At 67.3% G+C, this 26573-nt stretch carries 25 protein-coding genes; 10 read left to right on the top strand and 15 right to left on the bottom strand.

Going from position 1 to position 26573, the window contains the following annotated elements:
- Positions 1-158: 158 nt before the first annotated feature.
- Entirely contained in the window at positions 159-740 is a 582-nt protein-coding gene (locus tag ACZL02_RS16725) for an SH3 domain-containing protein (protein WP_472939608.1), read from the bottom strand.
- A 168-nt stretch (positions 741-908) separates the two neighbouring features.
- Here ACZL02_RS16725 and ACZL02_RS16730 point away from each other — a divergent pair, with 168 nt between their 5' ends.
- Positions 909-1910: a 2-hydroxyacid dehydrogenase gene (locus ACZL02_RS16730; RefSeq protein ID WP_472939378.1), complete on the top strand. Its 1002-nt coding sequence runs from the start codon at positions 909-911 to the stop codon at positions 1908-1910.
- 196 nt (positions 1911-2106) lie between these two features.
- Positions 2107-3918 carry a flavin-containing monooxygenase gene (locus tag ACZL02_RS16735; RefSeq protein ID WP_472939609.1) on the top strand — a complete coding sequence of 604 codons (1812 nt, stop codon included), beginning with the start codon at positions 2107-2109 and terminating at the stop codon, positions 3916-3918.
- Positions 3919-4211: 293 nt separating this feature from the next.
- On the opposite strand, the gene moeB is transcribed toward ACZL02_RS16735, so the two are convergent.
- From moeB to mutM, 8 genes are all read right to left on the bottom strand, one after another.
- Complete coding sequence (gene moeB, locus ACZL02_RS16740; RefSeq protein WP_472939610.1) at positions 4212-4991, bottom strand: molybdopterin-synthase adenylyltransferase MoeB; 780 nt, start codon at positions 4989-4991, stop codon at positions 4212-4214.
- An 83-nt stretch (positions 4992-5074) separates the two neighbouring features.
- A complete protein-coding gene (recF, locus tag ACZL02_RS16745; RefSeq protein ID WP_472939611.1) occupies positions 5075-6193 on the bottom strand; it encodes a DNA replication/repair protein RecF in 1119 nt (372 codons plus the stop codon).
- Between the two features lie 149 nt (positions 6194-6342).
- The gene (gene dnaN / locus ACZL02_RS16750) at positions 6343-7461 is read right to left on the bottom strand and encodes a DNA polymerase III subunit beta (protein ID WP_472939379.1); all 1119 of its coding nucleotides are present in this window, start codon (positions 7459-7461) and stop codon (positions 6343-6345) included.
- A 258-nt stretch (positions 7462-7719) separates the two neighbouring features.
- Complete coding sequence (gene dnaA, locus ACZL02_RS16755; protein ID WP_472939381.1) at positions 7720-9315, bottom strand: chromosomal replication initiator protein DnaA; 1596 nt, start codon at positions 9313-9315, stop codon at positions 7720-7722.
- Positions 9312-9743, bottom strand: coding sequence for a rhodanese-like domain-containing protein (locus tag ACZL02_RS16760; protein ID WP_472939382.1), 432 nt, complete (start codon positions 9741-9743; stop codon positions 9312-9314). Before ACZL02_RS16760 ends, dnaA begins: the two co-directional genes overlap by 4 nt.
- Before the next feature lie 640 nt (positions 9744-10383).
- Entirely contained in the window at positions 10384-10662 is a 279-nt protein-coding gene (gene rpsT, locus ACZL02_RS16765; protein WP_472939383.1) for a 30S ribosomal protein S20, read from the bottom strand.
- 181 nt (positions 10663-10843) lie between these two features.
- Positions 10844-11617 carry an enoyl-CoA hydratase gene (locus ACZL02_RS16770; RefSeq protein WP_472939384.1) on the bottom strand — a complete coding sequence of 258 codons (774 nt, stop codon included), beginning with the start codon at positions 11615-11617 and terminating at the stop codon, positions 10844-10846.
- 145 nt (positions 11618-11762) lie between these two features.
- Entirely contained in the window at positions 11763-12665 is a 903-nt protein-coding gene (mutM, locus tag ACZL02_RS16775) for a bifunctional DNA-formamidopyrimidine glycosylase/DNA-(apurinic or apyrimidinic site) lyase (protein ID WP_472939385.1), read from the bottom strand.
- Positions 12666-12823: 158 nt separating this feature from the next.
- Between mutM and ubiE the strand changes: the two genes are divergently transcribed.
- From ubiE to dut, 6 genes are all read left to right on the top strand, one after another.
- Complete coding sequence (ubiE, locus tag ACZL02_RS16780; protein WP_472939386.1) at positions 12824-13603, top strand: bifunctional demethylmenaquinone methyltransferase/2-methoxy-6-polyprenyl-1,4-benzoquinol methylase UbiE; 780 nt, start codon at positions 12824-12826, stop codon at positions 13601-13603.
- 5 nt (positions 13604-13608) lie between these two features.
- A complete protein-coding gene (gene ubiB, locus ACZL02_RS16785; protein ID WP_472939387.1) occupies positions 13609-15189 on the top strand; it encodes a 2-polyprenylphenol 6-hydroxylase in 1581 nt (526 codons plus the stop codon).
- A 67-nt stretch (positions 15190-15256) separates the two neighbouring features.
- Positions 15257-15523, top strand: coding sequence for a FitA-like ribbon-helix-helix domain-containing protein (locus ACZL02_RS16790; protein WP_472939388.1), 267 nt, complete (start codon positions 15257-15259; stop codon positions 15521-15523).
- Positions 15524-15525: 2 nt separating this feature from the next.
- The gene (locus ACZL02_RS16795) at positions 15526-15945 is read left to right on the top strand and encodes a type II toxin-antitoxin system VapC family toxin (RefSeq protein WP_472939389.1); all 420 of its coding nucleotides are present in this window, start codon (positions 15526-15528) and stop codon (positions 15943-15945) included.
- The gene (gene coaBC / locus ACZL02_RS16800; protein WP_472939390.1) at positions 15942-17168 is read left to right on the top strand and encodes a bifunctional phosphopantothenoylcysteine decarboxylase/phosphopantothenate--cysteine ligase CoaBC; all 1227 of its coding nucleotides are present in this window, start codon (positions 15942-15944) and stop codon (positions 17166-17168) included. Before ACZL02_RS16795 ends, coaBC begins: the two co-directional genes overlap by 4 nt.
- 35 nt (positions 17169-17203) lie before the next feature.
- Positions 17204-17653, top strand: a complete 450-nt coding sequence (dut, locus tag ACZL02_RS16805) for a dUTP diphosphatase (RefSeq protein ID WP_472939391.1) — start codon at positions 17204-17206, stop codon at positions 17651-17653.
- 27 nt (positions 17654-17680) lie between these two features.
- On the opposite strand, the gene ACZL02_RS16810 is transcribed toward dut, so the two are convergent.
- Positions 17681-18541, bottom strand: coding sequence for a GGDEF domain-containing protein (locus tag ACZL02_RS16810; protein ID WP_472939392.1), 861 nt, complete (start codon positions 18539-18541; stop codon positions 17681-17683).
- A gap of 451 nt (positions 18542-18992) precedes the next feature.
- Between ACZL02_RS16810 and cysK the strand changes: the two genes are divergently transcribed.
- Positions 18993-20021 (top strand): cysteine synthase A, encoded by a 1029-nt coding sequence (cysK, locus tag ACZL02_RS16815; protein WP_472939393.1) that lies wholly within the window; start codon positions 18993-18995, stop codon positions 20019-20021.
- 76 nt (positions 20022-20097) lie between these two features.
- Here cysK and ACZL02_RS16820 read toward each other — a convergent pair whose 3' ends face one another.
- Both ACZL02_RS16820 and ACZL02_RS16825 read right to left on the bottom strand, forming a co-directional pair.
- Positions 20098-21462 (bottom strand): cytochrome P450, encoded by a 1365-nt coding sequence (locus ACZL02_RS16820; protein ID WP_472939394.1) that lies wholly within the window; start codon positions 21460-21462, stop codon positions 20098-20100.
- Between the two features lie 88 nt (positions 21463-21550).
- On the bottom strand, positions 21551-21847 hold the full coding sequence (locus tag ACZL02_RS16825; RefSeq protein ID WP_472939395.1) for a hypothetical protein: 297 nt from the start codon (positions 21845-21847) through the stop codon (positions 21551-21553).
- 290 nt (positions 21848-22137) lie between these two features.
- Between ACZL02_RS16825 and gyrB the strand changes: the two genes are divergently transcribed.
- On the top strand, positions 22138-24576 hold the full coding sequence (gyrB, locus tag ACZL02_RS16830) for a DNA topoisomerase (ATP-hydrolyzing) subunit B (protein ID WP_472939396.1): 2439 nt from the start codon (positions 22138-22140) through the stop codon (positions 24574-24576).
- Between the two features lie 260 nt (positions 24577-24836).
- On the opposite strand, the gene ACZL02_RS16835 is transcribed toward gyrB, so the two are convergent.
- From ACZL02_RS16835 to ACZL02_RS16845, 3 genes are all read right to left on the bottom strand, one after another.
- The gene (locus tag ACZL02_RS16835; protein WP_472939397.1) at positions 24837-25313 is read right to left on the bottom strand and encodes a hypothetical protein; all 477 of its coding nucleotides are present in this window, start codon (positions 25311-25313) and stop codon (positions 24837-24839) included.
- Positions 25310-25687, bottom strand: a complete 378-nt coding sequence (locus ACZL02_RS16840; RefSeq protein WP_472939398.1) for a hypothetical protein — start codon at positions 25685-25687, stop codon at positions 25310-25312. Before ACZL02_RS16840 ends, ACZL02_RS16835 begins: the two co-directional genes overlap by 4 nt.
- 365 nt (positions 25688-26052) lie before the next feature.
- Positions 26053-26481 carry a hypothetical protein gene (locus ACZL02_RS16845; protein ID WP_496258472.1) on the bottom strand — a complete coding sequence of 143 codons (429 nt, stop codon included), beginning with the start codon at positions 26479-26481 and terminating at the stop codon, positions 26053-26055.
- Between the last annotated feature and the right edge of the window lie 92 nt (positions 26482-26573).

A 26573-nucleotide genomic window follows, 5' to 3' on the forward strand; every position in this document is an offset into this window, starting at 1 on the left:
GATGATACTCTGGCTTCTGGCGAACCCTGATCAGAGTGGGCGAAGGAGGCCTGCGCGTCGGGGCTCGAAGGTTATCGGTCTATCCCGCGCTGATGCGGTTCCAGCATTCTCTCATCATCCGGCGCTTCGCGTGGACCGGTTCCCGATCGCTGGATGGCCTAGAACCGCTCGTCGGGATAGACGCCCCAGATCTCGTGCTGGTGGACGTAGCCCTTGCGGCCGGAGACCTCGACCTCGCACCAGCCGAGGCCGCATTCCCGCACGCTGGTGATGACGCCGGGCTCGAGCTTGGCGACGAGCGTCGCGCTCTCGCCGGCGCTGTTGTGCATGTCGATCGTCGTGCTCTTGCCCTTCAGCCAGGGGGCGGCGATGGCGGTGCGCTCGCCCGACAGCAGCGAATGGTAGACCCAGCCCTCGGTGCCTTCGCTGTCGCGCACCCGGCGCCAGAGCTCGTATTCCTGCACCACTTCGACCGGCAGGCCGGGCTTCAGGTAAAGCCAGGAGACGGCGTAGTCGCGGCCCGGGCCGACGCGCAGGTTCACCCGGCCGGATTTCAGCGAGACGAAGCGCGGCAGTGCGAGCTTGGAATAGGCGCCGGTGATCGAGCCGGTTTCCTGCGCGAGCGCGGGGGCCGGCATGGCGGCGGTGGCGAGGAGAGCGGCCGTGCCGGCCAGTGCCAGGACGAGGGAACGAAGACGCAACGGAAACACTCCAGACAGGGCCTGCCGAGACAGGGCCATCCCCAGCGCGCCCTGAATGCTGCGATGCAGCATGGCTGGGGCACCGAACCTTTGCCGGAAAGCTTTGTTTTCGGGAGGACGGCTTGCTATGGACGGGACTTCTCGACTGGTCCGATTATCGCGCGTTGAGGTTAACAAGCCCTTGAGGCGGCGAGCGGAGGAGGCACGATGACGGAGCGCCCTAGACCGGTCGTCGCGATCACGCGCCGGCTGCCCGAGCCGATCGAGGCCCGCATGGGCGAGCTTTTCGATGTCAGCCTCAATGCCAGCGACAAGCCGATGAGCCAGCCCGAGCTCGTTGCCGCGCTCCGGCGCGTCGACGTGCTGGTGCCAACGGTGACCGACCGCATCGACCGCGCGATGATCGAGCAGGCGGGCGAGCGGCTGAAGCTGATCGCCAATTACGGCAATGGCGTCGACAATATCGACGTCGAGGCGGCGCACGCCCGCGGCATCTTCGTGACCAACACGCCCAACGTCCTCGACGAGGACACCGCCGACATGACCATGGCGCTGATTCTCGCGGTGCCGCGCCGACTGGTCGAGGGCGGCATGCGGCTGATCGGCGGCGAGCCCTGGGCCGGCTGGTCGCCGACCGCCATGCTCGGTCGCCGCCTCGGCGGCAAGAAGCTCGGCATCGTCGGCATGGGCCGCATCGGCACCGCCGTCGCGCGGCGGGCGAAGGCCTTCGGCCTCGAGATCCACTATCACAACCGCCACCGCGTCAGCCCGAAGACCGAGGAGGCGCTCGGCGCCACCTATTGGGCGAGCCTCGACCAGATGCTGGCGCGGATGGACATCGTCTCGGTCAACTGCCCGTCGACACCGGCGACCTTCCATCTTCTCTCGGCGCGGCGGCTGGCGCTGATGCCGTCGCACGCCTTCATCGTCAACATCGCCCGCGGCGACATCATCGACCAGCCGGCGCTGATCGGCCTGATCGAGGAGGGCCGCATCGCCGGCGCCGGGCTCGACGTGTTCGAGGGCGAGCCGGCGGTCGACCGGCGGCTGATGCGGCTTGCCGAGGCGCACCGCGTGGTGCTGCTGCCGCACATGGGCTCTGCGACGATCGAGGCGCGCATCGACATGGGCGAGAAGGTGATCATCAACATCCGCACCTTGATGGACGGCCACCGCCCGCCCGACCGGATCCTGCCCATCCGGATTTAGGCGGCAACGCGAGAACGAGGCGCTGCCTGACGCGACGATCTTCCCCTCAAGCGGGGAGATTACCCCGTTGCCTGCCGCTTGCTGCAATGCATCAGCATTTTTCCGCCCGCTCTTCGCACCCGCAAGATGGACAAGCCGGGCCCGCGCGGTCGATCCTTGCCGAAAAGCATTCGGGAGGAACGGCATGAGCGAGACGATGGAACGGCCGGCGACGGTCTCAAGCCCGGCGCGCGGGGCAATCGAGGCCTGGCTTGCGGCCTTCGAGGCGGCGCTGGCCGCGGGCGACGCGACGGCGGCCGCCGCCCTGTTCAACACCGACAGCTACTGGCGCGACCTCGTCAGCTTCACCTGGAACATCAAGACCGTCGAGGGTCCGGCCGGGGTCGAGGACATGCTGACGGCGGTCCTCGCCGACGTGCAGCCGCGGCACTTCCGGATCGAGGAGGAGCCCTCCGAGGCCGGCGGCGTGACCGAGAGCTGGATCACCTTCGAGACCGCCGTCGCCCGCGGCCGCGGCCATCTCCGGCTGAAGGACGGCAAGGCCTGGACCTTCCTCACCACCATGACCGAGCTGAAGGGGCATGAGGAGAGGATGGGCGAGCGTCGTCCGACGGGCGCCGAGCACGGATCGGCCCAAGGGCGCAAATCCTGGCTGGAGCAGCGGCAGGCGGAGGCCGAGGCGCTCGGCCGCACCACCCAGCCGGAGGTGGTGGTGATCGGCGGCGGGCAAGGCGGCCTCGCGCTCGGCGCGCGGCTGCGCCAGCTCGGCGTTTCCACCATCATCGTCGACAAGCACGAACGGCCCGGCGACGCCTGGCGCAAGCGCTACAAGTCGCTCTGCCTGCACGACCCCGTCTGGTACGACCACCTGCCCTACATCGATTTCCCGAAGAACTGGCCGGTCTTCGCGCCGAAGGACAAGATCGGCGACTGGCTGGAAATGTACGCCAAGGTGATGGAGCTCAACGTCTGGAACTCCACCGAGGCGAAGACGGCACACTGGGACGAGGCCCGGAAGGAATGGAACGTCACCGTCGTCCGCGACGGCGAGGAGATCACGCTCCGCCCGAAGCAGCTCGTCTTCGCCACCGGCATGTCGGCGAAACCGAACCTCCCGACCTTCAAGGGCATGGAGCGCTTCAAGGGCGAGCAGCACCACTCCTCGGTGCATCCCGGCCCAGACGCCTGGGCCGGCAAGAAGGCCGTGGTGATCGGCTCCAACAACTCGGCGCACGACATTTGCGCCGCGCTGTGGGAGGCCGGCGCCGACGTCACCATGGTCCAGCGTTCGACCACCCACATCGCCCGCTCCGAGACGCTGATGACCGAGAGCCTCGGCCCGCTCTACTCCGAGCAGGCGCTGGCCAATGGCGTCACCACCGCCAAGGCCGACCTGATCTTCGCCTCGCTTCCCTACCGGATCATGCACGAGTTCCAGATCCCGGTGGCCAACCGCATGCGAGAGGTCGACGCCGAGTTCTACGCCGCGCTGGAAAAGGCCGGCTTCATGCTCGACTTCGGCGCCGACGGGTCCGGCCTGTTCATGAAGTACCTCCGCCGCGGCTCCGGCTACTACATCGACGTCGGCGCCAGCCAGCTGATCATCGAGGGCAAGATCAAGCTGAAGAGCGGCGTCGAGGTCGAGGAGATCACCGAGACCGGCGTCAGGTTCGCCGACGGCTCGGAGCTTCCGGCCGACCTCATCGTCTACGCCACCGGCTACGGCTCGATGAACGGCTGGGTCGCCGACCTCGTCGACCGCGAGACCGCCGACCGGGTCGGCAAGTGCTGGGGCCACGGCTCGAACACGCCGAAGGATCCCGGCCCCTGGGAGGGCGAGCAGCGCAACATGTGGAAGCCGACGCAAGTGGAAGGCCTCTGGTTCCACGGCGGCAACCTCCACCAGTCGCGGCATTACTCGCAGTTCCTGGCGCTACAGCTAAAGGCCCGGGCGGCGGGGATCGCGACGCCGGTGTATGGGCTGCAGGAGGTGCATCACAAGGGGTGAGGGGGAACTGATGCTGGACCCGGCTGAGGAAGCGATGACCGCTGGAGGCGGCAGATCGCCCGCGGCAGCTCCAGTGTGTGCCTCGTCATCCTCGGGGCTTTAGCCCCGGGGACCCATGCCAGGCCATTGAGCATCCACACTCCGATCGACATTCCCCTCCTCAACCGGACCGTGGCCTTGCGGTGGAGGCATGGGTCCCCGGCCTGTGGCCGAGGATGACGACTTTGGTGGCGAGCCTCTTTCAACAGCGCCTCCTCACGCTGGGCTATCGGGAACTTCAGTCCCTACGGCCCTCAGCGCTTTCGCCGGTACCGCACCGTCTCGAACCGCATCTCCAGCGTGTCGACCATCAGCAGGCGGCCGACCAGCGGCTCGCCGATGCCGCAGGCGAGCTTGATGGCCTCGGTCGCGGCGAGGGTGCCGAGGATGCCGGTGACGACGCCGAGGATGCCGGCCTCGGCGCAGGAGGGGACGAGGCCCGCCGGGGGCGCTTCGGGGAAGAGGTCGCGGTAGCCGGGATGTCGCACGCCGGCCAGTGACGTCGCATAGGGCATGAGTACCGTCAGCGAGCCGGAGAAGCGGTTCACCGCCGCCGTCACCAGCGGCCGCTCGGCTGCCTCGCAGAGATCGGCCAGGGCGTAGCGGGTGGAAAAGTTGTCGGAGCCGTCGATGACGAGGTCGTAGGCCGCGACGATGTCAGCGCCGTTGGCGGCGTCGAGGCGCAGCGGGTGCGGCACGACGGTGACGTGCGGGTTGATCGCGGCCACCGCATCAGCGGCGCTGTCGAGCTTGAGGCGGCCGACGTCGGCGGTGCCGTGCAGCACCTGGCGCTGGAGGTTGGAGAGCGAGACCGTGTCGTCGTCGGCGATGCCGATCGTGCCGACGCCGGCGGCGGCAAGGTACAGCACCACCGGCGAGCCGAGCCCGCCGGCGCCGATCACCAGCATCTTCGCCCGCTTCAGCCGCTGCTGGCCGGGGCCGCCGACTTCCGGCAGCACGATGTGGCGGGCATAGCGCTTGAGCTCGTCGGCGGACAGCGGTGCAGGCGGAGCTGCAGGGGGTGGTCCGGACATCGGATCCAGCAAGGCCTCGGCGGCGGAGATGGTCGTAGCCGGACCGGCCGGGTCGGCTGGGCCGAACGGGGTGGGGCGGTCGCTCATGTCACGCGCCCATGGTCGACCGTCAGGTGCTGCGCGCGGTCGCCGAGCGCCTCGAACAGCGCTGCGTCGGTGCCGGTCATGAAGGCCTGCACGCCGAGGCCCTCGATGATGTCGAAGAGGCCGGCGCGGCGGCCGGGGTCGAGATGCGCGGCGACCTCGTCGAGCAGCAGCACCGGGCCCATGCCGCTCATCGCCCTGACGAGGCCGGCATGCGCCAGCACCAGGCCGATCAGCAGCGCCTTCTGCTCGCCGGTGGAGGAAAGCGCGGCCGGCATCGCCTTTGCGCGGTGGGTGATCAGGAGATCGGCGCGGTGCGGGCCCTCGAGCGTGCGCCCCGCGGCGCGGTCGAGCGGCCGCTGCCGGGCGAGCCGCTCGGCAGCCTCGTCCTCGAGGTCGACGGCGGGCCGGGCAAGATCGTCGAAGCCGTAGCCGCTGGTCAGCGCGAGGTCCGCCTTCGGAAACGGGCTGTCATCCGTCGAGGCGCCGATCATCGTTCTGAGCAGGCCGACCAGCTCGTGCCGGGCGATGGCGATGGCGATGCCGAGCTCGGCGAGCTGCGCCTCGAGGCCGGCGAGCCAGGCGTCGTCCTGTCGACCGTCGGCGAGCAGCCGGTTGCGCTGGCGCATCGCCCGCTCGTAGTCGGAGGCCCGTCGGCCATGCGCGGGATCGACGGTCAGCACAAGGCGGTCGAGGAAGCGGCGCCGGTCGCCGGACGAGCCGGTGAAGAGGCCGTCCATCGCCGGCGTCAGCCAGAGGATGCGGAGATGGTCGAGCAGTTCGTCGGCCGATTTCGCCTGCGTCTCGTCGATCCTGACGGTGCGGGCGAGCCCGTTGCCCGCCTCGGGGCGGACGAGGGTGGCGAGCTGCAGCGTATCATGCTCCGATGTGAGGTCGGCGCGGACCGAAAAGCCGCCGCTGCCGCCGGCGCGGATCATGTCGGCATAGGCCGCCCGGCGAAGGCCGCGGCCGGGGGTCATCAGCGAGACCGCTTCCATCAGATTGGTCTTGCCGGCGCCGTTGTCGCCGGCAAGCACCACGAAGCGCGCGGCGAGATCGACCTGCAGCGTCGAATAGTTGCGGAAGTCGACGAGGCGGAGCGCCGAGAGATGCGACATGGTCTTGCCGGTGGGGACGGGCGAAGCATGGGCCGGCCCCGAGACGCCGTCGTCATCCGCGCGGGCAGTGTCGTCGCGAACGATCGGGACCGCGGTCTCCACGACGGGGATCTCGTTCTCCGCGACGGAGATCGGGAGCGCGGTGCCCGTCACACCCGCATGGGCATCAGGACATAGAGCGTGCCGTCGTCGCCGCCGTCCTTGATGAGGGTGGGCGAGCCGGGATCGGCGAGCATGAACACCGCGGTGTCGCCGGAGAGCTGCCCGGTGATGTCGAGGAGGTAGCGGGCGTTGAAGCCGATCTCGATGTCGTCGGATTCATAGCCGACGGCGAGTTCTTCCGTCGCGGTGCCGGCGTCCGGGCTGTTGACCGTCAGCGTCAGCTGGCCATTGCTGACGGCAAGCTTCACCGCGCGGCCGCGCTCCGACGAGATGGTCGAGACGCGGTCGACGGCGGCCGAGAAGGTCTGCCGGTCGAGCGTCAGCTCCTTGTCGTTGTTCTGCGGGATGACGCGCTGGTAGTCGGGAAAGGTGCCGTCGATCAGCTTCGACGTCATCACCACCGGGCCGATGGTGAAGCGGATCTTGGAATCGGAGAGCTCGACGAGGATCTCGTCGTCGCCACTGTCGAGAAGCTTCTGCAACTCGCCGACCGTCTTGCGCGGGATGATGATGCCCGGCATGCCCTCGGAGCCCGCGGGTGCCTCCATCTCGGCCCGCGCCAGGCGGTGGCCGTCGGTGGCGACGGCGCGCAGGCGCAGCGAGCCCTCGGACTCGATGGTGTGGAGGAAGATGCCGTTGAGGTAGTAGCGCGTCTCCTCGGTCGAGATCGCGAACTGGGTGCGCTCGACGAGGCGGCCGAGGGCCGAGCCCTTGAGCTTGAAGGAATGCGAGAAGACGCCGGCGGTGATGTCGGGGAAATCCGATTCCGGCAGGCACTGCAGGCGGAAGTTCGAGCGGCCGGAGGTGACCGTCATCTGGTTGCCGTCGGCGTTCGTCGCGAGCTTCACCTCCGAGCCGTCGGACAGCTTGCGGACGATGTCGTAGAGGAGGTGCGCCGGCACCGTCGTCGCGCCCTCCTGCTCGCCGTTCGCCGCCACCGTCTCGGTGATCTCGAGATCGAGGTCCGTCGCCTTCAGCCTGAGCGCCCCATCCTCGGTCTTGACGAGGACGTTGGACAGGATCGGGATGGTGTTGCGCCGCTCGACCACGCGGTGGACATGGCCCAGCGTCTTCAGAAGGTTGGAACGCTCGATGATGATACGCATGGGAGACAACCATTTCGTTCGGGGGAGCGCCGGCATCTCGTCGCGGACAGCGCTTGGGCGCCGGCGTTTCCCCGCGGGAGTGCGAACCTTTTAGAGGCTCCGGGACGGCTTGAAAAGCCTTGCGGCGCACAGTCGAGACAGCAGCGCCGGCGACCCGTAAAAGCGGGGCGCCGGCGTCATTCAGGAAGGGTCAACCAGCGGGAGGGTTCGACCGTCAGGCGTTATCGACCGGCGGGAACCAGCCTCGCACCAAAGTGCCTATTCCTCGATCATGCGGCGGATGAGGTCGAGCTCCTCGCCGAGCTTCTCGTCCTTGGCGCGCTCGCCTTCGATCTTGCGCACGGCGTGCAGCACCGTGGTGTGGTCGCGCCCGCCAAACCGGCGGCCGATCTCCGGCAGCGAGCGCGGCGTCATGGTCTTGGCCAGATACATCGCGATCTGCCGCGGGCGCACGATGGTGCGGGTGCGGCGGGCGGAGAGGATGTCGGTGCGCGTCACGTTGTAGTGGCGCGAGACGAATTTCAGGATGTCCTCGATGCGGATCCGCTTCTCGCCATTGGTGCGGGTCAGCGAGTTCAGGAGGTCATCGAGGTGGTCGGCCGAGAGCGGCTGGCCGACGGCGTGGCGGAAGGCGATCTGGTTGAACGCGCCCTCGAGGTCGCGGCCGGAGCCGATCACCCGGCGGGCGATGGTGTCGACCACCTTCTCGTCGATGAGGAAGCTCGGATCCTCGACCTTCAGCGCGTCGACGCGGGTGGTGAGGATCTCCTTGCGCATGTCGAAGTCCGGCGAGACCATCTCGATGGCGACGCCACCCGACAGGCGCGAGCGCACGCGCGCATCGAGCGATTCCAGCTCGAAGGCCGGGCGGTCGGCGGCGACGATCACCTGGCGCGCCGAGTCGATCAGCGCGTTGAGGAGATGGCAGAACTCCTGCTGGATCGACTTGCCTTGCAGGAACTGCATGTCGTCGATGATCAGGATGTCGATGCCGCGGAGATTCTCCTTGAAGTCGAGCGCCTGGTTGTCGCGGATAGCGGTGGCGAAGCGCCACATGAAGTATTCGGCGGTGAGATAGACGACGCGCGGCTGGTCGGCCCGGCGGGTCGCGGCATTGGCGATCGCCTGCAGCAGGTGCGTCTTGCCGAGGCCGACATTGGCGTGGACGAAGAGCGGGTTAAAGCGCACCGACTGCGGGCCGTTCTCGGCGATCGCCTTGGCGGCGGCGAGCGCCACGCGGTTCGACGTGCCCTCGACGAAGGTGTCGAAGACGTAGCGGTTGTCGAGCGGCGAGCCGAAGGAGGTGCCGTTGTGGTGGCGGTCGCGGGCCGAGAGGTCGGCCGTGCGCTCCAGCGCCGGATGCGAGGCGTGGCTGGCGGCCGGCACGTCCATGATGCCCGGTCCGCGCGCGGCCGGCTTGGCGATCTCGGTCACCTCGCGGGCGGTCTGGTTGGCCGCCGGCCCGCTGCGCACGGCGGTGCGCACGGCGATGTCGACCTTCAGCGTGCCCGGCACCTCCTCGGCGAAGATGGCCAGCAGCATGTCGGAATAGTGCGAGTTGATCCAGGTCTTCAGGAAGGCGGTCGGCACCGACAGACGGACGGAGCCCTTGCCCATCTCGTCGATCTTCATCCGCTCGAACCAGCTGGCATAGATGTCCTTGCCGAGCTGCGCCTGCAGGCGGGCCTTGACGCGCAGCAAGATCTCGCCGTCGCCCTTCGGCCCCGATACCTGCATTTCCGTCATTCCGTTACCCGCTCCCTGTCCCTGCGGGACCGTTTTCTGTTCGATCGAGCCCGACCGCATGAACGGCCGCACCGAGGGTGACCGCACCGTTGCCGCGACGGCGCTCATCGCTGCGCCCAAGGCAGGTCCGCGGCTTTCCAGCCGGCGGTCGTCCCGCGGTGTCCCTCGTCGTCCGGCGGTCCCTCGAAGCCGTCGAGGACGTTGTAGCAATGTTGGAAGCCGGCGGCGGTCAGCGCGGCCGCGCTGGCCATGCTGCGCACACCCGACCGGCAGAGGAAGTAGAGCTTCGATGCCTCGCTGCCACCGAGCTCCGCAATGCGGGCGGCGACCTTCTCGGCAAAGCGCGGATCGACGGCCATCGAGGGGAAGACCTGCCATTCCTGGAACAGCTGGCGCTCGGACGCAGGAAGGCGGGGAAAGCCGACATAGGTCCATTCGGCGGACGTGCGGACGTCGATCAGGAAGGCGTCGGCCTGTTGGCTGACGGCTTCCCAGCAGGCGCCGACGGTGACGTCGCCCGAATATGGAGTGCTCATGGAAAATCCCCCGGCAGCAAGGTCCTGTCAGGACCCGCTTGCGTGTCTTCGAAATATCGTTGGTATGGCTCGGGTTTAAGGTGCCCGAAATACTTGCTAAAGCCTTAAGGCCCAGCACCTTCTGACTTGCTGAAGGATTTAAGATATTCTGGGGCTGATGAACTTACTGGAAAACACGCTTCGTCCCCACGTTTCGTCTTTTCGCTCTCTTGCCTGAGGTTTGAAACTACGCAAGCGCCGACGCTCGGGCAAGCCGAGTCTTCGATGAATCGTTGAACGGGTGAGGCCGGTGTGGCGGACTCGTCATGCGCGCAAGGGGGTGGGCAGGGGTAATCCCCTGATTCCTCTGGAAAATCATAAACCCGCCAAACTAAACCCGGGGGACAAGGTTTAAATTTTGGGAATCTTGTAGAGGCCCGCTTGACTCAAGGGCTTGCGAAAATTTGGTTAGCCGACCCCAGTGCCGGAAATGGCGACCTGTCGCAACCTATTGAAATTAGTGTAGAAATTATGTCGTCGACGGCGAGGGTCGATACGGCGGCAACATGCTGATGACAGCGGCGTGACACGCCTTTAAAAGCGCCATGAATCAAAAAGGCCCGGCAGAGCCGAGCCTTTCGAACAGCGTATTTAAGAGGTGTTAAGCGGACGCGGCTTCGCCAGTGCTCTTCACCCGGCCCGACAGGCGCGAGATCTTGCGGGAGATGGTGTTCTTGTGGAACACGCCGCGCGAGACGGCGCGCATCAGCTCGGGCTCCGCAACCTTGAACGCGGCCTGGGCAGCGTCCTTGTCACCCGACAGGATGGCTTCCTCGACCTTGCGCAGGAAGGTCCGAACGCGCGAGCGGCGGTTCTTGTTGACCTCGGTGCGGCGGGCGATCTTGCGCGTGGCCTTCTTGGCCGATGGCGTATTGGCCATGACTGGACTCTCTTGTCTGTGGTTGCCGGGGGCCTGCAGCCTTGGACCGGACCGGACCAGAGCGCGAGCACATACGGCCCCTTATGGCGCCGCCGAATATCGAGCGGCTTATAGGCAAGCCGCGTGGCCGCGTCAACATCTAACCGGACCGGCGGCCGCGCCCGATCGCGATTTTCGCCGATCAGCGATTCCGGAAAACCGCCGGCCGCTTCTCGATGAAGGCGGCCATGCCTTCGCTCTGGTCGTCCAGCGCGAAGGTCGAGTGGAACAGCCGGCGCTCGAAGCGCAGTCCCTCGGCAAGAACGGTCTCGAAGGCACGGTTGACCGACTCCTTGGCCATCATCACCGAGGGCTGCGAGAAGCCGGCAATCTTCTCAGCCGCCGCGATCGCCTCCTTCAGGAGGTCCGCCGCCGGGACGACGCGCGCCACGAGCCCGCACCGCTCGGCTTCGACGGCATCCATCAACCGGCCGGTGAGAACGAGATCCATCGTCTTCGCCTTGCCGATCGAGCGCGCCATGCGCTGCGTGCCGCCCATGCCCGGCAGGACGCCGAGCGTGATCTCGGGCTGGCCGAAACGGGCGCTGTCGGCCGCGATGATGAAGTCGGCCATCATCGCGAGCTCGCAGCCGCCGCCGAGCGCATAGCCGGCGACGGCGGCGATCATCGGCTTACGGAAGCCGGCGACTTCTTCCCAGCCGCGGGCAAAATCGTCGGCATAGGCCTCGACGAAGGTCAAAGCCTGCATCTCCTTGATGTCGGCGCCGGCAGCAAAGGCTTTTTCCGACCCGGTCAGCACCACCGCGCCAATGGCGTCGTCGAGGCCGAGAAGGCGAAGGGCGTCGAGGAGTTCGGCGAGCAAGGTGGCGTTCAGCGCGTTGAGGGCCTGCGGGCGGTCCAGCGTCACCAGCCCGACCCGGCCGCGGGTCTCGACCCGGATCGTCTCATAGGCCATCGACCGTCTCCTTCACTTTACCGCGCGGTACTTCATTGCTGGGCTTTCGGAGTGCCGCATCCCGCGAGGCGCCACGCCACAGGCGGCCGAAGATAGCGGTTCGGCCGCACCCGGCAAGCGTCTGCCCTCGCCGCGCCGCCCCGCGCTATCCCTGGCAGACCGGGCAGAAAAACGTCGAGCGGCCGGACTGCACCACCCGCCGCACGATGCCGCGACAATTCTCGTGCCGGCAAGCCTCGTCCTCGCGGCCGTAGACCGCGAAGCTGTGCTGGAAATAGCCGAGGGAGCCGTCGGCCTGGCGGTAGTCGCGCAGCGACGAGCCGCCGGCGGCGATGGCATCGGCAATGGTCTCGCGGATCTGCACGGCGAGGTTATCGAGCCTCACCGTCGGGCGTCCGTCCTTCTTCACCAGCGTGCCGGCGAGCCGGCGCGGCGACAGGCGGGCCCGCCACAGCGCCTCGCAGACATAGATGTTGCCAAGGCCGGCGATGATCTTCTGGTCGAGCAGCACCGCCTTCAACGGCGCCGCCTTGCCGGCAAACAGCGGCGCCAGCAGTGCCCCATCCAGCGCATTGCCGGTCGGTTCGATGCCGAGGCCTTTGAAGTGCGGGTGCGCGGCAAGGTCGGCGGCCGGCTGCAGCGTCATGTAGCCGAAGCGGCGGGGATCGTTGAAGACGATCGACAACCGGCCCCATTGCGGCTGCTCGATGTGGAAGAGCACGTGATCGTGCGTGCGGCTCTCCGAGCGCGGATGGTGGAACACGCCGGGGGTCAGCGTATCGTCCGAGGTCTCGATGCGGAACGAGCCGGACATGCCGAGATGCATGGCGAGAACGAGGTCGGCGGGCGTGTCGGCGACGTGGGCGAGCAGGTATTTCGCCCGGCGCGACAGGCTGTCGATCCGCCGGCCCTCCAGCCGCGCGGCAAACCCCTCGGGCAAGGGAAAGCGCAGGTCTGGCCGGCGCAGCTCGACCCGGCGGATCATGGCGCCCTCCATGAACGGCTGCAGGCCGCGGCGGACGGTCTCTACCTCTGGCAATTCCGGCATGGCTGATTAAGTCCTCGGGCAAGGCATGGCGCTGCAGACATGGCCTCTTCGGCGCGGTTCCGCTAGAGGATCGGTCGAAGCCGGCCGTGGCGGGCCATTCCCGCCGGACGAACCCGTAACGAGCCCGCCGGACGAACCCGTAACGAGATGGACTTCCAATGTCGCAGAGCCGAGTGACCGGTGCCGAGGGAATGGAAACCACCTATGGCTTCCAGGCCGTGGGCGGCGCCGAGGAGAAGCAGGCCCGGGTGAACGAGGTCTTCCACCGCGTCGCCGAGCGCTACGACCTGATGAACGACCTGATGTCGGGCGGGCTCCACCGGGTGTGGAAGTCGGCGATGGTCAACTGGCTGGCGCCCTCCAAGCGTCCGGGCTGGACCTTCCTCGACGTCGCCGGCGGCACCGGCGACATCGCCTTCCGCATCGTCGAGGCTTCGCGCGGCGCGGCGCGGGGCACCGTGCTCGATATCAACGGCTCGATGCTCGCCGTCGGCGCCGAACGCGCGGCCAAGCTGAAGCTCGACGACAAGCTCACCTTCGTCGAGAGCAATGCCCAGAGCCTCGGCCTGCCCGATCAGAGCTTCGACGCCTACACCATCGCCTTCGGCATCCGGAACGTGCCGCGCATCGACCTCGCGCTCGCGGAAGCCTACCGCGTGCTGAAGCCCGGCGGCCGGTTCCTGTGCCTCGAATTCTCCGAGGTCGACATGCCGGTGCTCGACAAGGTCTACGAGGCCTGGTCGTTCAAGGCGATCCCGGCGATCGGCAAGGCGGTGGCGGGTGACCGCGAGTCTTATGAGTATCTCGTCGAATCGATCCGCCGCTTTCCCAACCAGGCGAATTTCGAGACGGCCATCCGCAGTGCCGGTTTCGAGCGCGTGACGCACCGCAACTTTTCCGGCGGCATCGCGGCGCTGCATTCCGGCTGGAAGCTCTAGGGGTGGTGAACCCGCTCTCCGGCACGCTGGCGCTGATGCGGGCAGCCTACGTCCTCGCCCGCGAGGGCGTCGTCACCTCGCTGCCGGCCGATGGGCTGTCGGCCGGGCCGCTCCTCGCCTATCGGCTGGCTGGCCTCGTCGAGCGCAAGTCGGCGGACGAGGCGGAGCGGTCAGAGAAGCTGTCGCGTGCGCTGAACCGGCTCGGGCCTTCCTATGTGAAGCTCGGCCAGTTCCTGGCGACCCGCCCGGACCTCGTCGGCCTGAAGATCGCGGGCGAGCTCTCGAGTCTGCAGGACAGCGTGCCGCCGTTTCCGACGGCGGAGGCGATCGCCGAGATCGAGACCACCCTCGGGCGGCGGATCGACGACCTCTTCGTCGAGTTCGGCGAGGTGGTGGGGGCGGCCTCGATCGCCCAGGTGCACCGGGCGCGGACGCGCGACCGCAACGGCGTCGAGCGCGAGGTCGCCGTCAAGGTGACGCGGCCGGGCGTGCGCGTGAGGTTCAAGCGCGAGCTCGACAGCTTCGCCTTCATCGCCCGCACGCTCGAGCGCTTCGTGCCGAGCACGCGGCGCCTGCGGCCGATGGCCGTGGTCGAGACGCTGGCGCAGTCGACGCGCATCGAGATGGATCTCCGCCTCGAGGCGGCGGCCTCCTCGGAAATGGCCGAGAATGTCGCCGACGACCCGCATTTCCGCGTGCCGGCGATCGACTGGGAGCGTACCGGGCGCGACGTGCTGACCATGGAATGGGTCGACGGCATCAAGATGAACGACGTGCGTGCCGTCGCCGCGGCCGGGCACGACCTGCCGGCGCTCGGCGTCAACGTCGTCCAGTCGTTCCTGCGCCACTCGATGCGCGACGGCTTCTTCCACGCCGACATGCACCCCGGCAATCTCTTCGTCGGGCCGGACGGCACGATCATCGCCGTCGATCTCGGCATCGTCGGCCGGCTCAGCGCGGACTCCCGGCGGTTTCTGGCGGAAATCCTCTACGGCTTCATCCGGCGCGACTACCAGCGCGTCGCGGAAGTTCATTTCGAGGCGGGCTACGTGCCGCGCAGCCAGGATGTGCTGAGCTTTGCGCAGGCGCTCCGGGCGATCGGCGAGCCGATCCACGGCCAGCCGGCCGAGACGATCTCGATGGGGCACCTTTTAACGCTGCTGTTCGAGGTAACCGAGCTCTTCGAGATGAAGACAAGGCCCGAGCTGATCCTCCTGCAGAAGACCATGGTCGTGGTCGAGGGTGTGGCGCGCTCGTTCGATCCGAAGTTCAACATGTGGGTCGCCGCGGAGCCGGTGGTCACCGAATACATCCTGTCCGAGCTTGGCCCGGCAGCAAAGCTCCGCGATGCGCGCAAGGGGCTGGAGGCGCTGATGCGGATCGCAAAGCGCCTGCCGGAGTTCGCCGACGGGATCGAGATTCTGGCGCAGCAGATGCCGGAACTGATCGAGAACGGCATCCGCATCAACGACGACACGCTGGTCGACCTCGCCAAGGATACCAAGCTCGGCATCCTCTCCGGCCACCTCGCGCAATGGGTGACGGCGCTGGCACTGGTCGGCATTGCGATCGGGCTGCTGATGTAGGCGGCGCGTTGCCAGGCCCCGCCGCGGATCGTAGACTTCGATCGGACCAGATGCGGGAGGACAGGGCATGGCGAGCATGACGATCCGCAACATCGACGAAGCGGTGCTGGCGGCCTTGGAAGCTCAGGCGGCGCTCAAAGGCGTGCCGGTCGAGGAGGAGGCGCGAAGGGTGCTGGGCGCGGGGGTGGCAGTCTCAGCTACCCCGGCGGCGGAGATCGTTGAGCCTGCCTGGCAGATTCTGCAGCGCATCAAGGATGAGATCGGCGGGGGCGTCGAGTTGGAACTCCCTGACCGCAAGGCTTGGAAAATGCGACCGGTCGACTTCGGGGAATGATTGTGCTCGACACCAACGTCATTTCTGAGATGCTGAATCCGCATCCCGATCCGGCGGTGAACCGCTGGTTCAGATCGCTCTATCCCGCTGATATGGCCTTCGCGGCTATCACGCTGTTCGAGATTCGGTATGGCATCAATCTTCTGCCCACGTCGGCTAAGCGGCTGAGCCTCGAGATGGCCCTGCTCAAGATTCGAAGCGACGGAGCATTCGGGCGTACATTGTCATTCGGACCTGCAACGGTGGATCATGCCGCTGACGTCTTTGCGAAGCGCCGGCGCATGGGACGCCCCGTCGCCGTCGCCGATTGCCTTATCGCAGGCCACGTGCTGGAGCACGGGGCAACGCTGGCGACCCGGAATGTGAGGGATTTCGACGGTGTCGGCCTGTCTCTCGTCAATCCCTGGGAAATCGCATCGTGACCCTTTCCGGCCAGCGCATCCTCCTCGTCGTCGGCGGCGGCATCGCGGCCTACAAGGTGCTCGACCTGATCCGGCGGCTGCGCGAGCGCGGGGCCGCGGTGGTGCCGGTGATGACGGCGGCGGCGGCCGAGTTCGTGACGCCGCTGTCGGTCGGCACGCTTGCGGCCTCGCGGGTCTATGGCGATCTGTTCGACCGCGAGGACGAGCAGGATGTCGGGCATATCCGGCTCGCCCGCGGATGTGACGCGGTGGTCGTCGCGCCGGCGACGGCGGACCGGATGGCGCGGCTGGCCGCAGGCCTTGCAGATGACCTCGCCGGTGCCGTGCTGCTGGCGACGCGGGCGCCGGTGCTGATGGCGCCCGCGATGAACCCGGCGATGTGGAGCCATCCCGCGACCGCCCGCAACCTGCAGCAGCTGGAGGCCGATGGCATCCGTTTCGTCGGGCCGAAAGGCGGCGAGATGGCCGAGGCGAACGAGGCCGGCCTCGGGCGGATGGCCGAGCCGTTGGAGATCGTCGCCGCGCTCGAGGCGCTGCTTCAGCCGGCCGCCCAGCCGCTGGCCGGCAAGCGTATGGTGGTGACGTCCGGCCCGACGCACGAGCCGATCGACCCCGTGCGCTACATCGCCAACCGCTCGTCCGGCCGGCAAGGCCATGCGATTGCCGGCGCGCTGGCGCGGCTCGGCGCCGATGTCGTGCTGGTCTCCGGTCCGGTCACGATCCCGCCGCCCGAAGGGGTGGCGACGGTGACCGTCGAGACGGCGCGCGAGATGCTGGCGGCCGTCGAGGCGACGCTGCCGGTCGATGTCGGCGTGTTCGTTGCGGCGGTGGCGGACTGGCGGACGGCGGACGAGGCCCCGATCAAGCTGAAGAAGGGCGCCGAGGCGCCGGCGCCGCTGACGCTGGCGGAAAACCCAGACATCCTCGCCACCATCGGCCATCACCGGGAGCGACCGGCGCTGGTGGTCGGCTTTGCCGCCGAGACCAACGACCTCCTCGCCAACGCCATCTCGAAGCTCGACCGCAAGGGCGCCGATATCATCGTGGCGAACGACGTGTCGCAAGGTGAGGGACGCCAGGGCGTGATGGGCGGGACGACCAACACCGTCCACCTCGTCACCCGGTCCGGCAGCGAGCCCTGGCCTGAGATGACCAAGGAAGCGGTCGCCGAGCGCCTGGCGCAGCGCATCGCCGACCTCCTTGCGGCCGGTCCGACTGCCTGAGCCGCGCCTGGCCGATCCTTCCAGCGAGACACAAGATGACCCAGCCGATCGTTCACCTGAAGCGCCTGCCGCATGGCGCCGGCCTGCCGCTGCCGTTCTACCAGAGCGCCGGTGCCGCGGGCGCTGACCTCATGGCGGCGCTCTCCGAGCCGCTGACGATCGCGCCGGGCGGCCAGGCGCTGGTGCCGTCCGGTTTCTGCTTTGCCGTGCCGGAAGGTTTCGAGATGCAGGTGCGGCCACGTTCCGGATTGGCGGCCAAGCACGGCGTCACCGTGCTGAATTCCCCCGGCACGGTCGACAGCGACTATCGCGGCGAGGTGATGGCGATCCTCGTCAACCACGGGCCGGCTGCCTTCACCATCCGGCATGGCGACCGCATCGCCCAGATCGTCATCGCGCCGGTGGTGCTCGCAGCGTTCGCCGAGGCCGAGGAACTGCCGGAGACGGCGCGCGGCGCGGGCGGGTTCGGCTCGACCGGCGTCTGATGCCCGGCTGAGCCTCCGGGTTGCGGATCAGGCCGCGCCGATGCGGCCCGCCGGGCGCGGGTCTGCCGGGGCGGCCGAGACGGCTGGGCCGCCGAGGGTGCGGGTCGCCCGCACAGGCTCGCCGTGCCGCTGGAACGGCAGCGGCTGGAGATTGACCAGCCTGACGCGGTTACGCCCGCTCTTCTTCGCCCGGTAGAGATTGGCGTCGGCCGAGCGGTAGAGCGTGTCGTAAGGCACGGCCTGCCCAAAAGTGACGCCGCCCATGCTGACGGAGAGCTGCTGCTTGTCCTGCAGCGTGCCGACGCTCAGCGCGTGGATGGCGAGCCGCAGCCGCTCGGCGACGACCATCGCCTCCTCGTAGCCCGCCCCGCGCAGGAGAATGCCGAACTCTTCGCCGCCGATGCGGCCGACGATGTCGTCGCGCCGCACCGAGCCTCGGAGTGTGGCGGCGATCGCCACGAGCGCCTGGTCGCCGACGGGATGGCCGAGCCGGTCGTTGATCCGCTTGAAATGGTCGGCATCGACGATCAGCAGCGTCGAGGGCCGCTTGTCGCCGGCCCGCCGTCCGAGCACCTGGATCGCCTCCTCTACCCCGGTCTTGAAGGCCGTGCGGTTGAGGACGCGCGTCAGCCCGTCGCGGGTGGCCGCCTCGAACAGGGTGGCGTTCTCGGCGGCCAGCATGCGCAGGCGGGCGAGGATATAGGCCTGGATCGGCAAGGCGGTCAGGAACAGGGCGGCGATCGAGAACCATAGCGCCAGGCGCGGCGCGACGGCGGCCGACCCGCCGAAGACATGAAACGCGGCGATGAGGATGATGGCGCCCATGACGGTCGTCAGGCCCATCACCTCCAGGCAGAGCTGGGGCAGAGCGCCCGGTCGCTTCGTCAAACCTCTGTCCTTGCCAGATCATGGGCCATTCCGGCATGACGCGCGCGGCCGATTGCCAAAGTATGAAGGCGGCGGTGACGTCTGCCGGCGGCGTCAACGGTTGGTCACCGCGACGCGAAGGATTTGCGTGAACGAGCCCCGATCTGGCGCGGCACCGTGCCGGGCGGAAGGGCCTGATCGGACAAACTGATACCCGGGATGAGGCGCTCGACGGAAAGCTGTTCCGCACGGCGGGGATGTGCCCTTGTCGGGATGGCTCGGCGTTCTCGCCTTGGTGCCGTAAGATGCGGCGCCGGATCCGCCGGGGCACGATGAGCGTTTGCGACGGGGCGACCGTAGAATGGTCGCGCCGCGCCTCGCCCGGCGTGTACGAGACAAGCGGCCCGGCCGCAGGACGAAAGCGGCGCAGCCGCGAGAGAAGCGCGGCTCGGCCGCTTGACGGGGAATGGTGATGGACAAGGCTGTACAGACGGGCAAGGCCCGCACCCACGGACGCGGACGGATCTACGACTCGATCGTCGATACCATCGGCGACACGCCGATCGTCCGGCTCGACAAGCTGGCGAGGGAGAAGGGCGTGAAGGCCAATCTCCTGGCCAAGCTCGAATTCTTTAACCCGACCTCGTCGGTCAAGGACCGGATCGGCGTCGCGATGATCGAGGCGCTGGAGGCGTCCGGCAAGATCACCCCCGGCAAGACCACGCTGATCGAGCCGACCTCGGGCAATACCGGCATCGGTCTCGCCTTCGCCGCGGCGGCCAAGGGCTATCAGCTGATCCTGACCATGCCCGAGACGATGTCGATCGAGCGGCGCAAGATGCTGCGGCTGCTGGGCGCGGAACTCGTCCTGACCGAGGGCGCCAAGGGCATGAAGGGCGCCATCGCCAAGGCCGAGGAACTCCTGAAGGACATTCCGAACGCCGTCATCCCACAGCAGTTCGAGAACGCCGCCAATCCCGAAATCCACCGGGTGACGACGGCTGAGGAAATCTGGAACGACACCGGCGGCAAGATCGACGTCTTCATCGCGGGCATCGGCACCGGCGGGACGATCACCGGGGCGGGCCAGGTTCTGAAGCAGCGCAACCCGGCGCTCCACATCGTCGCCGTTGAGCCATCGAACTCGCCGGTGCTGTCGGGCGGGGCCCCCGGCCCGCACAAGATCCAGGGTATTGGCGCGGGCTTCGCCCCGGCGGTTCTCGACCGCGAGATCTATGACGAGGTGATCAAGGTCGACAACGACACCGCCTTCGAACTCGCCCGTCTCGTCGCCCGGCTGGAAGGCGTGCCGGTCGGCATCTCGTCCGGCGCGGCGCTGGCCGCGGCGATCGAGGTCGGTCTGCGACCGGAGAACGAAGGCAAGAACATCGTCATCATCATCCCGTCCTTCGCCGAGCGTTACCTCTCGACCGCGCTGTTCGAGGGCCTGGACGATGCCGAGGCCGAGACGCCGACGGCGAACCCGCCCCCGGCGATCTGAGCCCACGCCGCGTCCGGCCTGCCGGGCGCGGCGTAACGAATTGAGCGACGGGAGGGGACGCCGTCCTCTCTTGCCGTCAACGGCGCGAAACTCTCATTGGAAAGCCCCGGTCCGGCTGGATGGTGATCTTCTGCACCGGCCGCGGCTGGCGCTCGCCGGCGAAATCGAATCGGAGCCGCGAGAGCAGGCTGGCGAGGATCACCACGCCCTCCAGCATCGCGAAGCCCTGGCCGATGCAGACCCGGGGCCCGAGGCCGAAAGGCAGGTACTGGAAGCGCTCGATGCTCTCGCGCCGTCCGGGCAGGAAGCGGTCGGGAATGAACGAGGCCGGGTTCTGCCAGAGCGCCTCGTGCCGGTGGATCAGCCAGGGCATCACCAGCACCGACGCGCCGGCCGGAATGACGAGGTCGCCGACGCGGTCCTCGGCGATGGCGGTGCGGTTCAGCGAGGGCGCCGGGGGATAGAGCCGCATCGCCTCCTCGAAGGCCGCGCGGGTGTGCACCAGCTTCGCCGGCCAGGTCACGGGGTCGTCCAGTCCCGGCAGCAGGCGGTCGAGCTCATCCTCGACCTTGGCCCGCTCCTCCGGCGCCTGGCTGAGGAGGTAGAGCGTCCAGCCGACGGCGCGGGCCGTGGTCTCGTGCCCGGCGCCGATGAAGGTGATGATGTTATCCTCGATCGCCTGGCGCGACAGGCCGTCAGCCTTCAGCAGCAGCGTCAGGAAGTCGGCTGGCGCTGCCGCGGGATCCTGCGTCACCAGCGCCTGCCGCCGGTCGATCGTGTCGGCGATGAGCTTGCGGAAATAATGCTGCGAGCGGCCGGCGAAGAGCCGTGTCGGCCGCGGCAGGAAGGCCGGGGCGCCCAGGAGATCGAGCGGATCAACGCGGCCCATGCGGCCGAGGAAGCGCTCCATCGTGGCGGCGAACTCCAGCGGGTCGCCGGCGATATCGTCGGAGAACAACGTGGCCTGCAGGATGTCGTAGGTCAGGAGCGTCATCTGGAAGGCGGCGTCGATCCGCCCGTCCGGCCGGGCGGCGAGGCCCTCTGCGAAGGCCTCTGTGCGCGCCCGCATGACCGGCGCGAAGGCCTCGATGTTGCGCGGCGTGAACACCGGCGCCAGCGCCTTGCGGGTGCGCTTCCACAGCTCGCCCTCGGCGGTCAGCAGGCCATCGCGCAGGACGGGCCGCAGTAGCCGCTGGCGCAGCGGCTGCATGACGTAGTTGCGGGCGTTGTCGACCATCACATGGCGGACCGCCGCCGGGTCGTTGACGATCACCGTCGGGACCTTCAGCCAGTGCGCGACGACGTAGGGCTGGCGGTACGCCTCGGCGCTCCAGAGCTCCAGCGGATTGCGGGCCGCAGTAAGGAGAAAGCCCGCCAGCCCGAGATGACGCGCCTGCGGCAGCGGGGCGGGCGCGCGAAACGGGATCGGCGACATGTCCATGGTGAACCTCCACAACGCCAGATAAGGACGCCGGCGCCGATGGTCGAGCGCCGGGCTTGCGGCAAATCGCCGTGTGGTGGGCGGTGTCTCAGCCGGTTCGGCCGGCGCGGCACCGGTCGTAGGCCCGGGCCCCGGCATCGCGGGCCTGCTGTGCGGCAAACATGTCGCTGCCGAAGCCGTCGCCGCTGTCGCGGTTGCCCTCGTACTGGTTCGACGCCGTCTGCCTTGCATAGTTCCGGCAGAAGGCATCGGAGCCGCGCGGATGCGGATTGCCCGAGACGCTGGCGCCCGACACGCGGGCCCCTGGATACGGCGTGCCGCCCGGGTAGGGCGTCGTGCAGGCAGTGAGAAGGCCGGCGGCGATGAGCGGGAGAAACACCTTCATGGCGACATCCATTCGAGAGACCGCTCGGTCAACTGGCATCTGACCTGTCCGTTCCGGCCTTCGCGTTGCAGTGGGCCCCGGTGTGCCAGGCCGGCATTGCGTCAGACCTTGGCCTGACACACGGGCGGGTGGCGCGGCAACGCTTGGCCTACAGCGCTGGGCCGGCGGCGCGGCAAAGCTTGGATTGAGCGGCCGGAGCGGCTATATCAATGGTTCCGGAACGCTTTCGAGCGTTCGAGAGCGTCGATTCGGCGCAGAGTTTTCCGGACCGCCCGAGCCCAAGGAATTCCATGTCAGACGAAGACCAGACGAACCCCGGTGAGCCAGCCGAATACGGCGCTGATTCCATCAAGGTTTTGAAGGGCTTGGATGCGGTTCGCAAGCGTCCCGGCATGTATATCGGCGACACCGACGACGGCTCGGGCCTGCACCACATGGTCTACGAGGTCGTCGACAACGCGATCGACGAGGCGCTGGCCGGACACGCGACGCTCGTCACCGTGACGCTCAACCCCGACGGTTCCTGCAGCGTCACCGACAATGGCCGCGGCATCCCGACCGATATCCATACCGGCGAGGGCGTCTCGGCGGCCGAGGTCATCATGACCCAGCTGCATGCCGGCGGTAAGTTCGACCAGAACTCCTATAAGGTGTCGGGCGGCCTGCACGGCGTCGGCGTCTCGGTGGTCAACGCGCTCTCGGTCTGGCTGAAGATGAAGATCCGCCGCAAGGGGCAGATCTTCGAGATGAGCTTCACCCACGGCGTTCCGGACTCGCCGCTGATCGCCACCGGCGTCGCCGAGAAGGGCGAAACCGGCACCGAGATCACCTTCCAGCCGTCGCAGGAGACCTTCACCAAGGTCGAGTTCGACTTGCCGACGCTGGAGCACCGGCTGCGCGAGCTCGCCTTCCTCAACTCCGGCGTGATGATCGTCCTCACCGACCGCCGGCATGTCGACGAGAAGCGCGTCGAGCTGTTCTACGAGGGCGGCCTCGAGGCGTTCGTGCGCTACCTCGACCGCGCCAGAAAACCGCTGATCGGCGATCCGATCGTGCTCTACGGCGAGAAGGACGGCATCGTCGTCGAGGTCGCGATGTGGTGGAACGACAGCTACCAAGACACGGTGCTGTGCTTCACCAACAACATTCCGCAGCGCGACGGCGGCACGCACATGGCCGGTTTCCGGGGCGGGCTGACGCGGCAGGTGACCGGCTATGCCGAAAGCTCGGGCACGCTGAAGCGCGAGAAGGTGCAGCCGACCGGCGACGATTGCCGCGAGGGCCTGACCTGCGTCCTCTCGGTGAAGGTGCCGGACCCAAAATTCTCGTCGCAGACCAAGGACAAGCTGGTCTCCTCCGAGGTGCGGCCGGTGGTCGAGAGCCTCGTCAACGACAAGCTGCACCAGTGGTTCGAGGAGCATCCGGCCGAGGCGAAGGTGGTGATGGCGAAGGTCGTGGAGGCCGCGGCCGCCCGCGAGGCGGCGCGCAAGGCGCGCGAGCTGACGCGGCGCAAGGGCGCGCTCGACATCTCCTCGCTGCCCGGCAAGCTCGCCGACTGCCAGGAGCGTGATCCCGCCAAATCCGAGATCTTCATCGTCGAGGGCGATTCGGCCGGCGGCTCGGCCAAGGGCGCCCGCTCTCGCCAGAACCAGGCGATCCTGCCGCTGCGCGGCAAGATCCTCAACGTCGAGCGCGCCCGCTTCGACCGGATGCTCGCCTCCGACCAGGTGGGCACGCTGATCACCGCGCTCGGCACCTCGATCGGCAAGGACGAGTTCAACGCCGACAAGGCGCGCTACCACAAGATCATCATCATGACGGACGCCGACGTCGACGGCGCCCATATCCGCACGCTGCTCCTCACCTTCTTCTTCCGGCAGATGCCCGAGCTGATCGAGCGCGGCTACATCTACATCGCCCAGCCGCCGCTGTTCAAAGTGTCGAAGGGCAAGCAGTCGCAGTACCTGAAGAACGAGAAGGCGCTCGAGAACTACCTGATCGAGGGTGGTCTCGACGACGCCATCCTGACGCTGTCGACCGGCGAAGTGCGGCGCGGCCGCGATCTGCGCACCGCGGTCGACGACGCGCTGGCGGTGCGCTCGGTGCTCGCCGGCCTCCACAGCCGCTACAACCGCGCCGTGGTCGAGCAGGCGGCGATCGCCGGCGCGCTGACGCCCGCCGTCGCCGACAGTGCCGCCGAGGCCGGCCCGATCATCGAGAAGATCGCCCGCCGCCTCGACGAGATCGCGGAAGAGGGCGACGGTCCGTGGACCGGCGAACTGACGGATGCCGGTGGCTACCGCTTCAGCCGCACGGTGCGCGGTGTTCTCGAGGTCGAAAACCTCGATGCGCCGCTGATCCACTCCGGCGACGCGATCGCACTGCACCGCATCGCCGCGCGGCTCGGCGATCTCTACGATGGCTCGCCGGTCCTGAAGCGCAAGGAGACCGAGCGCTCGCTCTCCGGCCCGCTGGAGCTTCTCACCGCGGTGTTCGAGGTTGGCCGCAAGGGCCTGTCGCTGCAGCGCTACAAGGGCCTCGGCGAAATGGATCCCGAGCAGCTGTGGGAAACAACGCTCGACCCCGAGGTGCGCTCGCTGCTGCAGGTGAAGATCCAGGACGCGACCGACGCCGACCTCCTGTTCTCCCGCCTGATGGGAGACGAGGTCGAGCCCCGCCGCGAGTTCATCCAGGAAAACGCCCTCCAGGTCGCCAACCTCGACATCTGACGAGGTGTGCTCAACAGTGGTTAGACCGCTGGGAACAGTGGTTGCGCTGACCAGACAAGTGATTAGGCCGACTGACTGCGTTTTCCGTCGTAGGATAATAGTCTTACCCAGCGCTTCTAGCTAACATGTGTACCACTCTGATCCAATGGGACGGTGCCCTTCGTTACCGAACGAAGGCATCGTCTCCGAGCCAGTGCGAGGCCCCGGATGGACGAAGGTCGCAGCTGTTAGGACCTTCCCCGAAAGCTGTGTCTCAGCAACTAATCTTTGTCACGGGTGAACCGGATAGTCACCGTCCGCACATGACGGCCCTTCGGAAGCCGAAGCCGGATGGCGTTTCGCCGCGTGCTTTCCGCCAATCGTTCGCGGGTCGCAAGTTCGTGACGCTCGAGCAATTCCGCTAGGGTGCATGCCCAGCCCGGCAGGTCATCTGATGCAGACAGCCGCCACTCGTCGAGATCCTCGAGGTATTGGGCTTCGCCTTCGACGAGGTCAGTCTCCACGCTCTCTATTTCCTCCGGAGAGCCGCCAACCCATCCAAGGGTCACCGGGTCCAGTATCTCCAGGAACACGACGCTCCAATCCTCACGATCGAAGACCCAGCGCACATAGGACCAGGTCGGCTTGTCCTCAAAGAGGTGCTGCCACTTCTCGACAAAGGTGTAGCGGAGCTCACCCTCGTCATCCTCTTCACAGGGGCACGAGCCCAAACGTCTGGCCGGCAGGAACTCTCTCATTGTACAAACTCCCAACGATCGTCGTCGCGGTGAAAGTGGATCGTGTGCACCCAGGCAGGAAAGACAGGCCCGGTAGTTAGTCCGGGGCGTTCATCGTACTGGAGGAACTCCGGAAATTCGTGCAACAGCTTTTGCTCGAAGTCCTTGGTTTCCGACCACGTCGCCAGAACCCAGGGGCCGTTCTCGACTTCACGGAGGTTGAGCCAAGCGATCGCCTTCATGTCGCGGTGCAGCACCCATCGAACGGCAGTCTCCGGACCGATGCCAGCCAAGTTGCACTTCCAGTCAACGCTGGAAAGAAGCCGATGGCTAAGGCGACCATCATCGACTTCGCGCGTGTCTCCGCTGGTGTCACTGCAGTTCTTTGCGGCCATCCTCGGCACCCCTTTCGAAAGCGCATCACGGCGCCACTTCAAAAATGGTCCCTCGGATGGCCGGAGCCCGCAAGTGCGATCACAGGGGATCGAGTCGATAAATTTTCGCTCTCTCAGCCTCCGTAGGCTAGGTCGACCAAACCGCTTGGATAACGGGCCCAACGTTTGGCGATTGAGTTGTTTTGAACGTCTGCAGTCGGAACGAGGCAGGTCGGATACCCCTCGGCGCTAACGCCGCGACGTCGAAATCGATGGTGGGACGGCTTGGTTCGCTTCCGTGCGAGCTTGGCTTTAGGCTCGAGCGTCGAGCCCATCGGTTGGCGACTGTCCCCCCGGTCGACCGATGCCAACGGCTCCCTTACTGCCTAGCGACAGCGATGATCGTCGAGCCTGATGACGTTGGACACCGGCTCTTCAGCTGTCCGGATTGGCGAAAGATCGTCCTGCCTTCGTGCGCTTCCGGTCCAGAACGGCAGCTCGCAGGACAGGTTAAGGTTCCAGTGATCGAGCTCAAGGAGGTACTTGGCCTCGCTTCCGTTGAGGACTTTCTCAAGCGCCGACACTTCTTCCGGAGTGCCGTCGACCCACTTAGGGCAACCCTCGTCTCGCATCTGCAGGAATGCAATCCGCCAGTTTCGTTGGTCAAACACCCATCGGATCATCGACGTGCTTGCCAGGTCTTCCAACCTGGGCTTCCACCTACGAGCGAAAATGTAGCGCGGACCGTTCGACCAGGCTTCGAAGCTGTCCCACACATAACATTTCGCAGGCACCGCCGGAAAATCGATCACCATTTTCATCACCTCCGTAACGGCTATCTTTTGGCTTAGCCGTGTTCGTGAAACCCACTCGGGGAAACTTATCTCTGTCGTGATGCCTGGCTAAG

The sequence above is a fragment of the Mesocryomonas fontinalis genome (genome assembly GCF_055730125.2).

What these genes read in the sequence shown, in the direction of transcription:
- ACZL02_RS16725 (WP_472939608.1), bottom strand. Translation starts at nt 740, where the DNA reads ATGGCCCTGTCTCGGCAGGCCCTGTCTGGAGTGTTTCCGTTGCGTCTT.
- ACZL02_RS16730 (WP_472939378.1), top strand. Translation starts at nt 909, where the DNA reads ATGACGGAGCGCCCTAGACCGGTCGTCGCGATCACGCGCCGGCTGCCC.
- ACZL02_RS16735 (WP_472939609.1), top strand. Translation starts at nt 2,107, where the DNA reads ATGGAACGGCCGGCGACGGTCTCAAGCCCGGCGCGCGGGGCAATCGAG.
- moeB (WP_472939610.1), bottom strand. Translation starts at nt 4,991, where the DNA reads ATGTCCGGACCACCCCCTGCAGCTCCGCCTGCACCGCTGTCCGCCGAC.
- recF (WP_472939611.1), bottom strand. Translation starts at nt 6,193, where the DNA reads ATGTCGCATCTCTCGGCGCTCCGCCTCGTCGACTTCCGCAACTATTCG.
- dnaN (WP_472939379.1), bottom strand. Translation starts at nt 7,461, where the DNA reads ATGCGTATCATCATCGAGCGTTCCAACCTTCTGAAGACGCTGGGCCAT.
- dnaA (WP_472939381.1), bottom strand. Translation starts at nt 9,315, where the DNA reads ATGAGCGCCGTCGCGGCAACGGTGCGGTCACCCTCGGTGCGGCCGTTC.
- ACZL02_RS16760 (WP_472939382.1), bottom strand. Translation starts at nt 9,743, where the DNA reads ATGAGCACTCCATATTCGGGCGACGTCACCGTCGGCGCCTGCTGGGAA.
- rpsT (WP_472939383.1), bottom strand. Translation starts at nt 10,662, where the DNA reads ATGGCCAATACGCCATCGGCCAAGAAGGCCACGCGCAAGATCGCCCGC.
- ACZL02_RS16770 (WP_472939384.1), bottom strand. Translation starts at nt 11,617, where the DNA reads ATGGCCTATGAGACGATCCGGGTCGAGACCCGCGGCCGGGTCGGGCTG.
- mutM (WP_472939385.1), bottom strand. Translation starts at nt 12,665, where the DNA reads ATGCCGGAATTGCCAGAGGTAGAGACCGTCCGCCGCGGCCTGCAGCCG.
- ubiE (WP_472939386.1), top strand. Translation starts at nt 12,824, where the DNA reads ATGTCGCAGAGCCGAGTGACCGGTGCCGAGGGAATGGAAACCACCTAT.
- ACZL02_RS16790 (WP_472939388.1), top strand. Translation starts at nt 15,257, where the DNA reads ATGGCGAGCATGACGATCCGCAACATCGACGAAGCGGTGCTGGCGGCC.
- dut (WP_472939391.1), top strand. Translation starts at nt 17,204, where the DNA reads ATGACCCAGCCGATCGTTCACCTGAAGCGCCTGCCGCATGGCGCCGGC.
- cysK (WP_472939393.1), top strand. Translation starts at nt 18,993, where the DNA reads ATGGACAAGGCTGTACAGACGGGCAAGGCCCGCACCCACGGACGCGGA.
- ACZL02_RS16820 (WP_472939394.1), bottom strand. Translation starts at nt 21,462, where the DNA reads ATGGACATGTCGCCGATCCCGTTTCGCGCGCCCGCCCCGCTGCCGCAG.
- ACZL02_RS16825 (WP_472939395.1), bottom strand. Translation starts at nt 21,847, where the DNA reads ATGAAGGTGTTTCTCCCGCTCATCGCCGCCGGCCTTCTCACTGCCTGC.
- gyrB (WP_472939396.1), top strand. Translation starts at nt 22,138, where the DNA reads ATGTCAGACGAAGACCAGACGAACCCCGGTGAGCCAGCCGAATACGGC.
- ACZL02_RS16835 (WP_472939397.1), bottom strand. Translation starts at nt 25,313, where the DNA reads ATGAGAGAGTTCCTGCCGGCCAGACGTTTGGGCTCGTGCCCCTGTGAA.
- ACZL02_RS16840 (WP_472939398.1), bottom strand. Translation starts at nt 25,687, where the DNA reads ATGGCCGCAAAGAACTGCAGTGACACCAGCGGAGACACGCGCGAAGTC.
- ACZL02_RS16845 (WP_496258472.1), bottom strand. Translation starts at nt 26,481, where the DNA reads ATGGTGATCGATTTTCCGGCGGTGCCTGCGAAATGTTATGTGTGGGAC.